The sequence below is a fragment of the Photobacterium piscicola genome (assembly GCF_900166965.1).
GTDB lineage: Bacteria > Pseudomonadota > Gammaproteobacteria > Enterobacterales > Vibrionaceae > Photobacterium > Photobacterium piscicola.
The window spans coordinates 1-14,274 of the sequence record NZ_FUZI01000004.1 but is presented as its reverse complement, the minus strand read 5'-3'; the positions used below and the strand labels follow the sequence as shown (position 1 = coordinate 14,274).

11 protein-coding genes are annotated in these 14,274 nt (G+C 37.7%); 2 read left to right on the top strand and 9 right to left on the bottom strand.

Annotated elements, in window-relative coordinates; translation table 11 throughout:
- Window positions 1–81: 81 nt before the first annotated feature.
- Window positions 82–786, bottom strand: a complete 705-nt coding sequence (aqpZ, locus tag CZ809_RS11525; RefSeq protein ID WP_199190742.1) for an aquaporin Z — start codon at window positions 784–786, stop codon at window positions 82–84.
- Between the two features lie 487 nt (window positions 787–1,273).
- The gene (locus CZ809_RS11520) at window positions 1,274–2,158 is read right to left on the bottom strand and encodes a LysR family transcriptional regulator (RefSeq protein ID WP_080157789.1); all 885 of its coding nucleotides are present in this window, start codon (window positions 2,156–2,158) and stop codon (window positions 1,274–1,276) included.
- Window positions 2,159–2,326: 168 nt separating this feature from the next.
- Between CZ809_RS11520 and CZ809_RS11515 the strand changes: the two genes are divergently transcribed.
- The gene (locus CZ809_RS11515; protein ID WP_080157788.1) at window positions 2,327–3,013 is read left to right on the top strand and encodes a cation efflux transmembrane domain-containing protein; all 687 of its coding nucleotides are present in this window, start codon (window positions 2,327–2,329) and stop codon (window positions 3,011–3,013) included.
- Window positions 3,014–3,063: 50 nt separating this feature from the next.
- Here CZ809_RS11515 and CZ809_RS11510 read toward each other — a convergent pair whose 3' ends face one another.
- From CZ809_RS11510 to CZ809_RS11480, 7 genes are all read right to left on the bottom strand, one after another.
- Entirely contained in the window at window positions 3,064–3,543 is a 480-nt protein-coding gene (locus tag CZ809_RS11510) for a LabA-like NYN domain-containing protein (RefSeq protein WP_080157787.1), read from the bottom strand.
- A 102-nt stretch (window positions 3,544–3,645) separates the two neighbouring features.
- A complete protein-coding gene (locus CZ809_RS11505; protein ID WP_080157786.1) occupies window positions 3,646–5,769 on the bottom strand; it encodes a type I secretion system permease/ATPase in 2,124 nt (707 codons plus the stop codon).
- Between the two features lies 1 nt (window position 5,770).
- Window positions 5,771–7,699, bottom strand: a complete 1,929-nt coding sequence (locus tag CZ809_RS11500) for a bifunctional diguanylate cyclase/phosphodiesterase (protein WP_080157785.1) — start codon at window positions 7,697–7,699, stop codon at window positions 5,771–5,773.
- Window positions 7,700–7,712: 13 nt separating this feature from the next.
- Window positions 7,713–8,357: a transglutaminase-like cysteine peptidase gene (locus CZ809_RS11495; protein ID WP_306341425.1), complete on the bottom strand. Its 645-nt coding sequence runs from the start codon at window positions 8,355–8,357 to the stop codon at window positions 7,713–7,715.
- A gap of 24 nt (window positions 8,358–8,381) precedes the next feature.
- Entirely contained in the window at window positions 8,382–8,972 is a 591-nt protein-coding gene (locus CZ809_RS11490; RefSeq protein WP_080157784.1) for an OmpA family protein, read from the bottom strand.
- Window positions 8,973–8,983: 11 nt separating this feature from the next.
- Window positions 8,984–10,294 carry a TolC family outer membrane protein gene (locus CZ809_RS11485; protein WP_080157783.1) on the bottom strand — a complete coding sequence of 437 codons (1,311 nt, stop codon included), beginning with the start codon at window positions 10,292–10,294 and terminating at the stop codon, window positions 8,984–8,986.
- A gap of 4 nt (window positions 10,295–10,298) precedes the next feature.
- Window positions 10,299–11,693 (bottom strand): HlyD family type I secretion periplasmic adaptor subunit, encoded by a 1,395-nt coding sequence (locus CZ809_RS11480; RefSeq protein ID WP_080157782.1) that lies wholly within the window; start codon window positions 11,691–11,693, stop codon window positions 10,299–10,301.
- A 363-nt stretch (window positions 11,694–12,056) separates the two neighbouring features.
- Here CZ809_RS11480 and CZ809_RS11475 point away from each other — a divergent pair.
- The coding region (locus CZ809_RS11475; RefSeq protein WP_144396187.1) for a retention module-containing protein at window positions 12,057–14,274 on the top strand (2,218 nt) is incomplete at its 3' end.

Here is a 14,274-nt window from a genome sequence, read left to right as displayed (position 1 = left end):
ACCGTATAAATTATAAGCCATAAAAAAAGCGAGCTTAATGATTAAGCTCGCTTTTTTATATTCAGTGTTGGCTTCGTAAGCTTAGCTTACTGAACGGTATTCGTTGTCAGGACATAACCAACGGTATACAACACCCGCAATTGCCGCACCAATAAGAGGAGCTACCCAGAACATCCATAGCTGTGATGTTGCCCAATCACCTACAAATAATGCAGGACCAGTACTACGAGCAGGGTTAACTGAAGTATTTGTTACTGGAATACTGATTAAGTGAATCAGTGTTAGTGCTAGACCAATAGCAAGGCCAGCCATTTGTGGTGAAGCAAGTTTATGTGTAGCGCCTAAAATTACGAATAAGAACATGAATGTCATTACTACTTCAGTAACAAATGCTGATAGTAAAGAGTAATGGCCAGGAGAATGGGCACCGTAACCGTTAGAAGCAAAACCATTGGCAAGATCAAAACCAGCTTGACCACTTGCAATAATATAAAGCACACCAGCACCAGCAATACCACCAAGTACTTGTGATGCAATGTAAGGAATAACGTCACCAGAAGGGAAACGACCGCCAGCCCATAGACCAACAGTAACGGCAGGGTTTAAGTGACAACCTGAGATATGACCAATTGCGTATGCCATTGTCACAACAGTTAAACCAAATGCTAGAGCAACACCTAAAAAGCCAATACCTAAATCAGGGTATGCTGCAGCTAATACTGCACTACCACAGCCACCGAGTACTAACCAACCGGTGCCAATAAATTCAGCAACTAATTTTCTCATCATAAAGCTTATTTCCTTTTAAATTACGATTAAGGGTACGTTAGAAAAGATAAACAACGAATGATATAACTTTCTTCTTTACTCTTGTAACGGCTGAATGGTTATACTTAGTCCGTCACTGCTATTGTTACGTTATTACATATATGCTAGGTCGTTTTTAATCGTTATTTAGTATCATTAATGACACTGGTGTTAGACGACCTTATTTGCGGCGCACATATTGAATTAAAAACGCTGTGCAATCTAGCCTGTAGTTGAAGATTTAACTATAAATTATCTTATTAAATAATAATTTATTCTCATAGGTGTTGGTTTTTTTCTGAAAATTTATTTATAGATGGGAATAAGTCTAGCAATAAATGGCTTTTTGTTAGGTATATTTACCATTATTTTAGATATTATGCTTAAAATGTGAGTGTTTTATAGATCTATGCTTAGGTTGTATTTATGTGATTAATTTTGCTGTTATAAATGTGAATATTCAACATTAATCGCCTTCATCAAATAAATAGCTTTCTAATTGTTCGGATAACCATTTTACAACTGTTCCGCGTCGAGACTCATTTTCAACAACTTCACCATATGATTGCCAATTCATGGCTTTATTATACTTAATCACTTGAAGGGTGCCTTCTCGTAGGTGTTGCTTAATGAGAATTGCAGGTAAAGATGACCAACCCGTTTGATCAAGTACGGCATCACGTAAGTGTTCGTAAAAAGATAAAGCGATATATTTCCCAGCCTTAGGGGTTACAATACGTAAGCTTTCTTCATCAAAATAAGCGACAGCAATTTCAGTGTAACGCTCGAGATCTGCATCATTTACTTTTCGAAGTTGGCTTAGAGGGTGGTCTTTGTGAGCGACAGACATCATCCGTATTTGGCCAAGATCTGTTTGTTGTAGTCGTGAAAAAAGATGTGTATTAGGTAATAAACCATAAGCGACATCAACAAGATTTTGCGCCACCATCTCTTCTAATTCTTGTGTTGGCGCACTATAAATTGACACACTTGTTTGTGGAAATTGAGTGCGTATTTGGCGTAATAATTGACGCCATAATGATTCTGGTAATGAATCATCGCGTGCAATACGAATACTGGCTTCTACTCCTACATTATATTGTTCACATCGTGTATGAATATCTCTAGCGATTAAGATAATACGTTCAAAATCATTAACAGTCGCTTCGCCAATAACGGTTGGAGTAATGCGGTTACCACTGCGGTTTAACAATTCAACGCCTAAACTATCTTCTAATGAACTTAATGCTGCACTGACTGTAGTTCGACTTTTTCCATGTCGACGAGCGGCTTCGGCAATTGAGCCTGTTTTTATCGTTGATAAAAACATTTCAATCTGAGCTATTTTCATTGATGGCACCAATGTAATAAATGTTGTGATATGGGAAGTATAATAACGCTTATTAGCGACGATAAATTCGACGCTCAGTGATTATAGTATTAATAGAAGTGGTTGTATCATCTTATTAGTTTCACAATTAAACAAAAAACGACGAAAAATTTGTCGATTGAGGTCTATATGTCTAGTTCAATGCAACAAGAGCGCGGTTTACTCCTGTTGTCTACCGTGTCATCGTTTACTTTTGCTATTTTAGGGATTGTGCTTGGGTCACTTGTTGGTTCTTTAGTGATTATTTTTGATGGTGCATATTCTTTAGTAAGCTTGGCGTTAACCATGTTATCTCTGGGTGCCGCGCATTATCTTCATAAACCTGAAATAAATAAAGATAGTTCGCAAGTAGCAATGATAGCACCAGCTGTTATTGCGATTAAAGGCTCAGTTATTGCTTTAATGTGTATTTGGTCTTTCTATTCAGCTGTTGAAGCTATTTTGGCTGGTGGTCGTGATATTAATGCGGGTGTTGCTTTAGCTTTTGGTATGATCAGTGTTGTGGGTTGTTATGGCACATATCGTTATATCAAAATCAAAAGTAAAAATATCTCATCAGTATTAGCTGATGCCGAAGCTAAACAGTGGGTCATGGATACCGTGATCAGTGCTGCTGTATTAATGGGTTTTGTGGTCGCGAAAATTTTAATGATGACTCAATATGCACATTTAGCTGTTTATGCAGATCCTACAATGGTGATTTTAGCGTCTATTTATTTCATTATTGTTCCTGTGAAAATGGTACGTCAAGCAACCAGTGAACTCATGGATATTTATAGTCATCCAGATCTTGTTCATGCTCAGCATATTAAATAAAATTTGATGAATAAAAAAGGCCAACATAATTGTTGGCCTTTTTTATAATATTAACGTCCCAGTAATAGAGTATTTTCTATTTCTCGATAATGTTGTGCTGTATTAATTAATGAGGTTGCAGTTAAACCAGGCACTCCATATATTTCTACGATGGTATTGTATTTGGTCTGTACTTTATCAACCAATAAATCAAAATCACCATCGCCAGATAATAAAATAATACGATCAACATCTGCAGCATGTTCTAACACATCAATAGTGATTCCAACATCCCAGTCACCTTTCGCTGAGCCATCACTGCGTTGAATAAATGGCTTTAATTTAACGTCAAAACCAATTCCCCGTAGGATATTTTGGAATTGGCGCTGTTTTTCATCACCTTTATGAATAGCGTAAGCATAAGCTGCAATAATTTCGCGGCCTTGTGATACTTCTGCCCAAAAAGCATTGTAATCAAAATTACAGTGGTACTTTTCTTTAACGGTGTAATAGATGTTTTGGACATCGACAAAAATAGCAACTTTTTCCACGAGAATCCTAAAGAGTTTAAATAACCAGTTTGTTATGGTGGACAAACTGGCTATACATTACAACTATTATTAATTAAATAATCATATGTATGACTATTCTCACTATTTATTGGCTGATGATTGATTAATATTGCCATTGCGTAATGTTTGTAATACCTGTTCTTTCGGTCCGTCAGCAACAATATGACCATGTTCCATAACGATTAATCGATCCACTACATCCAGCATTCCTGTTTTATGGGTGATCAGGATTAAAGTATCATCTTGCTTCATTTGACGTAACTGCTGTTTAATGTACATTTCTGAACGATTATCCATACTACTTGTTGGTTCATCCATAATAAGTACTGGGGGCTGGCTAAGAAATGCACGCGCTATAGCGATGGCTTGACGTTGGCCGCCGGAAAGGGCATGACCACCTTCACCCACTTGTTTTTCTAAACCCGCAGCATCATGCTGAGTGAATGCGGTTACTCCTGCACGTTCTGCCGCAAGTAAAATTTCTTTATCTGTTGCTAATGGCCGTCCAAGTATAATGTTATCGCGAATTGAACCAAAAAAGAGAGTAATATCTTGTGGCACACAACCAATATTACGTCGAATATCAATATGATGTAATTGGTTTATATCCGTATCATCAACGCGAACAGATCCTTGTTGAGGTTGATATAGTCCCATTAATATACGTTCAAGACTGGTTTTTCCTGAACCAATACGACCGATAATGGCCACTTTTTCACCAGGGTTGATTGTGAAACTGATATTTTTTAATGCCGCTTGGGTTGCATTTGGATAACTAAATGTGACGTTATCAAATTCTATTTTTCCTCGAATAATTGGACGATGAATATAGCGTTTACCTTCTTCTTGCTCTAGTGGCATTGCCATTAATTGCTCAATAATGGTCATGGCTGATTTAGCTTGATTATAACGGGTTGATAGTAGTGCGAGTTGTACCATCGGACCAACAGCACGACCACTTAGCATCGTTGATGCTATTAATCCACCCATGGTTAGATCACCGTTAGCGATTAAATACACACCAACAACAATCATTGCGACTGATACAAATTGTTGTAAAAATCCTGCGGTATTTTGAACTGAATCTGTTAAACGACGAGATTTTAGTCCCCAGTTTGAAATATGGGTAACGGCTTCTTCCCATCGATATTGAAACTGGCTTTGTGCCCCAAACATTTTGATGGTTTCTAAACCAGATAAACTTTCAATTAAGTTAGCGTGTTTTTGGGAAGCTAAACGCGATCCTTCCTCAATTGTACGTCGTAATGGACGTTGAATAAGATAACTATAGATAACCAAGATTAAGACTGCAATAAGTGGAACTAATGCTAGGGGTCCAGCCATAACATAGATTATAAATAAGAACAGTAGTGCAAATGGTAAATCGATTAATGATGAAACCGTCGCCGAGGTGAAAAATTCACGAATAGATTCAAATTCTTGTAAATGACGAGCAAAAGCACCAACGGAAGCTGGCTTTGCTTCCATACGGATGCCCATTACTTTGCTATATATTTTTGCTGAAATTAAAAGATCTGATTTTTTTCCTGCCAAATCAATAAAATAACTTCTTAATATTTTTAAAACGAAATCAAAAATAAAAATAATGGTAATACCAATAGCAAGCACCCATAAAGAATCAAATGCAAGATTGGGTACGATTTTGTCATAAACCAAACGAGTAAATAATGGTGCAGCAATGGCGAACATGTTAATTAAAATAGAGGCAATAAAGACATCACGATAAATACTGCGTGATTCCCACAAGGTGCTCCAAAACCAATGGCCTTGACGTGTTTTTAGAATCTCGGGTGAGCGTTCATCGTAACGAAAACGTTTTTTTATTAAGAATAAATGGCCACTGTATTGCGCATTTAATTCATCAATATTAAGCCATTGTTCTGAGCCATCATTTTGTGGCAATACAACTTCAGCTTCTCTTTTTTCTTTATCAATACTGAGGATGACACAAGCATCTCCACCTTTTAGTAATGCAATGATAGGAAAGAGTAATGGTGATAGTTGAGTAAGATCTAGCCGTGTTTGTTTGGCTTGAAGACCGGCTTTTTCTGCTGCTCGAGGTAATAAAAATGGAGTAAGTAATCCGTCAGTGAGAGGCAGATCTGCAATTAATGCATCTGGTGAATTTGCTTGGCCGTAGAAACGACTAATATAAACAAGTGATTGAAGTAATGGATCTTTCATGTTATTTCCCATTAACTAACTGAGCTGTGATATAACCTTGGAAACCTTGGATCTTTAGTTGTGTTAACTTTTCTTTTTGTTCAATCGTTTCTACACGAGAAGCAATTGTCAGTATTGATAAGTTATTGGCACTACGTGTTATTGACTCTAAAACATCAGTTTTCATTTGATCGTCTAATTGTGACGTGTACGCAAAATCTAGCTTCACATAGTTAGGACGTAATTTATTGAGATAACCCAGAGAGCTAAAATTATGACCATAATTATCGATACCAAATTGGAACCCATTTTTGCAAATTATTTCACAAAGTAAGCTAGTGTTATCGATATTTTTAATAAAACAAATTTCAGGTAATTCAAATAAAATGGATTGTTTCATTTGTGGGTAAGACTGAAGTTTTCGGTTAAGCCAACGAATAAAACCGGTGTCATTAATACTACTTTGAGTAATATTAATGGCGACAGGGACTGATTTTGTTTGTTTGGTTAATTGATTAAAAATAGAATCAATGACATAGCAGTCAAATTTAGTGCCTTCATTGAGTTTTTCTATTGCAGATAAAAATTGCCCGGCATTAAAACGGTGCTGACCTTTTTTAATGTAAGCAAACATCTCTTTATGAATGACATTATTATTGCTATCAATAGCTTTTTGGAACGTAAAATGAAGTAGGTTATTTGCAATCGCTTCTTCAACTAATGTTTTCCATTGTTGTTTACCCATTGCTGGTATTGTTTTGTTCTTATTACTATCTAATAGCGCAATCGGCTCTTTAACTTGTTGGCGTGCTTTATTTAGGGCGTTGTCAGCATGAGCAAGTAATGCGGTAATAGTTAATGTAGCAGAGCAAACGACAATACCAACGGCAGCTTGAAGCGGCGCAATACCCAGAGGATCTGAGTTTAGTTCTGATGTCATATAGAGCATGCATCGCCCCGTTTCCATAAGGTCATCTTCAGAAGCATTAGGGGCAATAAGGATAAACTCAGATTGATTTAAACGGGCGATCGTAACATCATCCGCTGACAATTCTTTTAAGCGTTCTGCAAGTTTTAATACGAGCTGATCACCTGACTCATAACCTGATTGTTGGTAACTATTTTCTATGGTGTCGGACTTTAATAAAATGATGCCACCACTTGGCTTACCAAGTAACCATGATTGAAGTTTAGTGATTAAATAGCTACGGTTAGCTAATCCAGAAACAGGATCTTGATAGGCACGAACTCGTAATGAATCGGCTTCTTGGGCTTGTTGTTCAAAATGCTGCTGCAACTGAACATTCATTGAATTAAAAGCGGTAACCAGATCAATTAATTCACGAGTGTGAGGTTCTGGTAGCGGATCTGTGAAATGGTTAAGCGCCATTTCTTGTGCACTTTTTTGAATTTGTTTTAGAGGCTTTAGTACTTTATTGAGAACGAATGCCAGCACAATTGCACCGAATAATAGGCAAGCTATAAATCCAAGCACTAATTGAATAGTTGCATTCCATAATTGGATATAGGCTGATATAGGGCTGCTAGTAACTGAAATATTGGCAAGTTGTAACCAACCACTGGTTAAGGTTCTTGTTTGAGATATGCTTTTAATATGCACTAAAGATTGAAACCAATAAGGAACATTATTCGTGATTTGTGGATAATGACGAATAATCTCTTTGTTAGAGTCTAATAATGTTAGTTTTACTTGGCTGTAATAGCCAGAGTCAAAAGTTGCATTGATAACGGACTCTGCAGCAACAAAATCTTTTGCTTTGATGTATGGCGATAATGCAAATCCAATTGAGCTGACAACATTATTAAGTTCTGTTGATTGTTGCTCTATTAAATAATTTTTAGTGGTATTAAATTGAATCGCAAACACAGCACTAGTTAGTAAAAATAATATAACTAGCATCCACAGTAGAAGTTGTCGGTAAAGAGTCATTGTTATTTACTCATTAAAAAATGTTTCGTGGGTGATTGAGTTTTATTTTTTTTGAACGGTTACGTAAATCATTCCAAAGACTTAAACGTGAAGCATTACCTGCTATTTCTCCTTGTCCTTTTTGTTTCATAAGCCATAATTTACTACCATTGAAACTGTATATCGGTAATAAATCATTACGTTCAGTAGCCAGTGAAATATTCCCTTTGAGATTATCTAATATCAAAGGTATTGCTGATGGTGTGGGATAATAAGTAACAACCATATGGAACTGGTTAAGTTCAAGCGCTTTTACATACACTAATCTGAGTTTATTGTCATCAATACCTAGTTCAAGCAGTGCCTGATACTTAGCAATACTAAAGTCTTCACAGTCCCCAGCGCCAATACCAACAAATTCATAAGGTGTAGCCCAATAATCTTCTTGATTCCATAGTTTTTGGTCACTGATAAAAACAAATTGGTTAAAAAAATCATTAATAACCTTTAATTTTTGTGATTCAGACAAATCTTGTGAAGTATTAATAAGCTGACGCCAAGCTGTTGCTCGTTTTCCTGCTCGATCACCATAAAATTGTGTTATTTTTTCTATTTGTTGTGTGTTACTGGCAGCAAAAACATTTGCTGCCAGTAAACAACAAAGTAACCAAAAAGTTATCTTCTTCAATGGGCAGTTTTCTGTTTAGTTTTCACGAACGGTATATACCGTCCATTCTTTCACTACATTTTCCTGAGATCCAATGACTTGTGCAATAACTCGACGACTTAATGTATTACTTTCTTCAACATCATATGCTTTAACTGGATCACTATCGCCAAAGCCAACTGTTTTAATACGAGAAGGTGTAACACCATCATTGATTAATGCTTGACGAATTTCGTTGGCACGACGTTCTGATAAAGCAATATTGTAAGCAGCTTGACCCACTGGGCTTGCATAACCTTTGAGTTCAATATGAGTTTTTGGATATTTTGTTAAGAATCCACTCATATCTTTTATGTTCTTCATGTAGCTTTCCGGAATAGCTGAAGAATCATTAGCAAACAATACATGAATTTTATTTTCTTCAGAGCTGTCGACATAGGTTGGACAACCATCATTATTGACGACTGCATCAAGTGGTGTCTTAGGGCAGTGATCACGTTGATTGATAACGCCATCACTGTCGTTATCAAACAAATTTTTGGTTTGCTTAGCAATGGGTGGTTGAGGCACTGAAAGTGAGCAGCCAAATAATGATAGTGCAAATAACCCTATAACGATGTATTTCATATTTTGTTCCTTTATTTAACTGACTGCGCCCAAGATTGAGGTATTTCAACTCGCATCTCACTAAGAATTAATCCCGTAGCATTTAACACGCGGTATTTTGCCAATATGCCATCATACTCCGCTGTTAAATAAGCTTTACGCGCTTCAAATAATTCGTTTTCAGTGTTTAGAACATCTAGTAGAGAACGTTGACCTATCTTAAATTGTTTTTCATAAGCAATAACGGTACGAGCAGAGGCATCAACGTGTTCTTGTAAGAATAATTTTTGCTTTTTCGATAATGTTAATGCACTCCATGAAAGGCGAGTACCTTCTTCTAACATTCGATGGGCGCGATCACGAATATCTTTGGATTTATTGATTTGGTAAGCCGCTCGACGTGATTTAGCGACGTCGCTTCCGCCATTAAATAAGTTATAGCGCATTTTTAACATGGCTTTTAGTTCATCTGTATCCCCAGTTGAACCGTTAAGATCTTGTCCCCATTCTTGTGATGCTTCAATGCTAAAAGAAGGGTAGAACGTACCTTGTGCTTGCTTATATTGATATTCAGCGGCATTAATATCATTTGATGCAATATAAACCACCGGATTACTTTTATTCGCTTTAGCCAATGCATCATCTAAAGATATTGGTAGATAATTACTATCAACTTCAGGCTTTACTAAATCGGTAGGGTAAACGCCAATAACTCGAACAAAAGCGGTGATCTTATCTTGAAGATTACTTTCAGCAGCTAATAAATTAGTATTAGAGCTGGCTAAACGGCCATCTACTTGCGCTAAATCCGCGGTTGAACCAATACCTGCATCTGCACGTTTTTTGATATCAACGTACATTTTCTGATGAACTTTAAGATTTGATTGTGACAGGGTTAATACATCTTGAGCATGTAGAACATCAAGATAAGCTTCTGTTGCTTTAAGTGCTTTGTCTTGCGCATCAGATAATAACTGATAGCGTTGAGCTTCTGTTTCTGATTTATTACGTTGAATATCGTTATACGTAATTGAGCCATCCCAAATTAATTGACGAATATTAATTTGAGCGCTTTGAGGGTTGTACTGACCTGAAGGACTGTTATCTTTGTAATCATCATGCCCAATACCTGCTTCTAGATCTACGGATGGCAAATAATCGCCTTTGGCCGCATTAATCAATTGATGCTTACTTTGAAATTCATTGTAAGCACTTTTTATATCAGGGTTAGTTGATAATGTTTCTGCAATAGCTTGCTCTAAAGATTGCGCCATGACTGGCGTTGCCAAACATTGAAGGCCAATTAATAGAGTGATTTTCTTTACTACATGTTTTTTGGTCATTATTTTATTCTCTTAATGCCGTTTGACGTGCTTTGAGGATTGGTTTTAGTAAATAATCAAGTACAGAACGTTTACCTGTAATGATATCTGCTGATGCCGTCATTCCAGGAATGATTGGTAATGCTTCGCCATTAGGACCTTTAAGGCTGCTTGCATCGGTACGAATTTTTACTTGATAGAAACTATTGCCTTTTTTATCTTGGATTGTGTCTGCACTAATTGTTTCTACTGTTCCTTTTAGCCCCCCATAATTAGTAAAATCATAGGCGCTAAATTTTATGATTGTTGGTAACCCCGGCCTTAAAAAACCAATGTCTTGTGGGGCTATTTTTGCTTCAATTAATAGTGAATCTTCAGTGGGCACTATTTCAATTAGTGGCATTCCTGGTTGAATAACGCCACCAACGGTATTGACGTATATTTTTTGAATGGTGCCATTAACTGGAGAGATGACAGTGGTACGCTTCACGCGATCTTTTAGACCCACCTGTGTTTCAGTCATACTGGATAATTTATCGCTGGTTTCGTTCAATTTAGCTTGAATTTCTGAGCGGAATTGCAAAGCAATATCTATATATTTAAATCCAGCTTCTTGAATAGCGGCTTGGGTCACGGGGATTTGTAGTTTAGCTGAATTTAAATCACGTTTAGTATCATTTAGAGATCGCTGTAACTTTAATAATTCAATACGAGGAACAACACCTTCATCGGCTAATGGCTTAGTAATGTTGTATTCTTTTAAGGCGATATTATAACTATCACGAAGATTAGATACTCGAGCTCGAGTTTCTGTTAGTTCTCGTTCTTTTTGTGATGCTTGTTGTGAGGCAACGGATAGTTGGTTTTCTAAATTATTTAATTTGCCTGAAAATTGGTTAAGTTGTCGCTGTACTAATTGAGTATGTTTTTTCTTAAACTCAGCACTGAAAACTGGAGGTAATCTAGTGACATTAACACTTTTTCTCCATTGGGTATTCTTCGTGTTTTTATTGATGGTAACACTGGCAAGTAAGGCGTTAAGACGTAATGAATCCGCATGCGTTGCTGCAAGACTCTGTGTTTTTTCTTCAAAATCAGATTTAAACTGAGTGTCATCAATGAGTAATAAAGTTTGCCCTTTTTTTACTGCTTGGCCTTCTTTAACTAAAATTTGTTTAACAATTCCGCCTTCAAGATTTTGTACTACTTGTAACTGAGATGATGGAATAACTTTACCAGAGCCTGTTGTAACTTTATCAAGTTTTGCAAAATAAGCCCAAATAAAGGCAAGCAAGAAAAATAACACCATTACCCATAAAATGACTCTGGCATTCTTCGGGGTATTTAATAGTAACGCAGCAGATTTATCATCAATAAAATCGAGATCATTGGTTGATATCGAGATGTTTTTTTTGCTCATATAAAACCTATGTCTCAAAAATAAAGGCTTGTAGTAACGTTAATGTTTTGTTTTGAATGATATCTTTATTAATTGTTGTTATTAAAATGCATCATAATAATGAATATTATAGCCTTCCTCATTATATTAATATTTTTAATATTAAGTATCGCTAATTATTATGCGTGATGGGTTGATTAATTATCACATCCGTGAATGATAATCATCTAATGTATTGACGTAAAGTGATATCTTTTGTTTAATGCGGTGTAAGAATATACAGCGGCATGCACATGTTAAATATGCATTAATGATAATAACTAATTTAATGACGTTAATGGTTGTTAATTGTTATTAATTGTAAGGTTAAATGTTGGATTTTTTATGGCTAAAATCGAAAATAATACGAATGAGTTAAAGGTTATTGATGGTACCTGTTTTGTTATTAAAAATAATAAGGATGTTTTAGCTATTGTTGATAATCATCAATTGCAACCTGATGAAATTATTGTTGCAAATAGCAACACTAAAATGATTTTTAAAAAAGATGGCATTGAACAAGTTATTGAACAGTCAGTGCCCACTTGTTCAATGTTATCTGTTGATGAAATCAAAGTTGTTAATTTAGATAATAGTATTGATTTTAATAGTAATGGTATTAAGAATGCTGCGTTCTCTGATAACGACATTAATGCCATTCATAATGCTATTTTAACCGGACAAGATCCGACTACATTATTTGAAGCAACCGCAGCAGGTAATGAATTAGCAGCTGGCCGTACGGGATTAAATGGTTCGTCAGCGACAGCAAGTTTTATCACAATTAATTATGATAATGATTCAATGCTAGCAAAGGCTGGTTTTGATACTGCTTACGAGCCAAGTATTAAAAAAAGCCATATAGAAGAGAGTAGTGATATATCGCACTCTACGTTAGATGCGGGTGTCACCATCACCACCATTGGTGGGGACAATGTGATCAATGAGAATGAATCCCACGGCAAAGTACCTGTAACCGGTACCGTTGGTGGTGATGTCAAAGTTGGCGATACCGTTACGATCACTGTAGATGGTAAAGCGGTAGGTACGGCCACAGTAGAAAATCACAATGGCAAGTTAACATGGACGGCAGAGGTTGACGGCAGCGTATTAGATAACGCCACCACCGATAATGTCACCGCCACCGTGACAACTCATGATGGAGCGGGCCATAGCGCGACTGCGACAGATGATCATATTTACACCGTTGATACTGATATTGTGGCAGCGATTACTATTACCTCTATTGCTACCGATGATAAGGTGACCGGCCCTGATTCTGAACAGCCTCAAGCGATTATTGGTACGGTTGGCGGTGATGTAAAAGCAGGGGATTGGGTAACAGTGACCCTTGATGGTAAAACGTTAGGTACCGCCGAAGTACAAGCGGATAAGTCATGGCGTTTGTCTGTTGATGGCAAGGTCTTGTTGGATGCGAATACGGATCATGTTGGCGCGACAGTGACCACCACCGATACCGCAGGCAACAGCAAAACCGCCACGGCTGAGCATAATTATACGGTGGATGTTAACGCAACTATCGATATCGATAAGATCACTGGCGATAACGTCATTACTCAACAAGAAGGCCATCAGCAGAGCATTGCGATCACCGGTACGGTTGGCGGTCAGGTGCAAGTGGGTGACAAGGTCGTGGTGACGATCAATGGCACCGATTACAACACCCAGGTTGAGGCGGGTAACACATGGTCAGTGAATGTCACGGGCAAGGATGTGTTGCATGCAGATAAAGCCACTGCCACAGTCACAACGTCATACAGTTCACATAATGACACCGCAAACAGTGAAGAAAATTATCAGGTTGGCATCAATGCGGGTGTCACCATCACCACCATTGGTGGTGACAATGTAATCAATGAGAATGAGTCCCACGGCAAAGTGCCTGTAACCGGTACCGTTGGTGGTGATGTCAAAGTTGGCGATACCGTTACGATCACTGTAGATGGTAAAGCGGTAGGTACGGCCACAGTAGAAAATCACAATGGCAAGTTAACGTGGACGGCAGAGGTTGACGGCAGCGTATTAGATAACGCCACCACCGATAATGTCACCGCTACCGTGACAACTCATGATGAAGCAGGTCATAGCGCTACTGCGACAGATGATCATATTTACACCGTTGATACTGACATTGCGGCAACGATCACTATTACCTCGATTGCTACCGATGATAATGTAACCGGACCTGATTCTGAACAGTCCCAAGCGATCATCGGTACGGTTGGCGGCGATGTGAAAGCGGGGGATTGGGTAACAGTGACCCTTGATGGAAAAACGTTAGGCACCGCCGAAGTACAAGCGGATAAGTCATGGCGTTTGTCTGTTGATGGCAAGGCCTTGTTGGATGCGAATACGGATCATGTTGGCGCAACAGTGACCACCACTGATACCGCAGGCAACAGCAAAACCGCCACAGCTGAGCATAATTATACGGTGGATGTTAACGCGACTATCGATATCGATAAGATCACTGGCGATAACGTCATTACTCAACAAGAAGGCCATCAGCAGAGCATTGCGATCACCGGTACGGTGGGCGGTC

Excerpts from the sequence above, each read along its gene's own strand:
- CZ809_RS11505 (WP_080157786.1), bottom strand. The coding sequence starts at position 5,769 with ATGAAAGATCCATTACTTCAATCACTTGTTTATATTAGTCGTTTCTAC.
- CZ809_RS11480 (WP_080157782.1), bottom strand. The coding sequence starts at position 11,693 with ATGAGCAAAAAAAACATCTCGATATCAACCAATGATCTCGATTTTATT.
- aqpZ (WP_199190742.1), bottom strand. The coding sequence starts at position 786 with ATGAGAAAATTAGTTGCTGAATTTATTGGCACCGGTTGGTTAGTACTC.
- CZ809_RS11515 (WP_080157788.1), top strand. The coding sequence starts at position 2,327 with ATGTCTAGTTCAATGCAACAAGAGCGCGGTTTACTCCTGTTGTCTACC.
- CZ809_RS11520 (WP_080157789.1), bottom strand. The coding sequence starts at position 2,158 with ATGAAAATAGCTCAGATTGAAATGTTTTTATCAACGATAAAAACAGGC.
- CZ809_RS11485 (WP_080157783.1), bottom strand. The coding sequence starts at position 10,294 with ATGACCAAAAAACATGTAGTAAAGAAAATCACTCTATTAATTGGCCTT.
- CZ809_RS11500 (WP_080157785.1), bottom strand. The coding sequence starts at position 7,699 with ATGACTCTTTACCGACAACTTCTACTGTGGATGCTAGTTATATTATTT.
- CZ809_RS11490 (WP_080157784.1), bottom strand. The coding sequence starts at position 8,972 with ATGAAATACATCGTTATAGGGTTATTTGCACTATCATTATTTGGCTGC.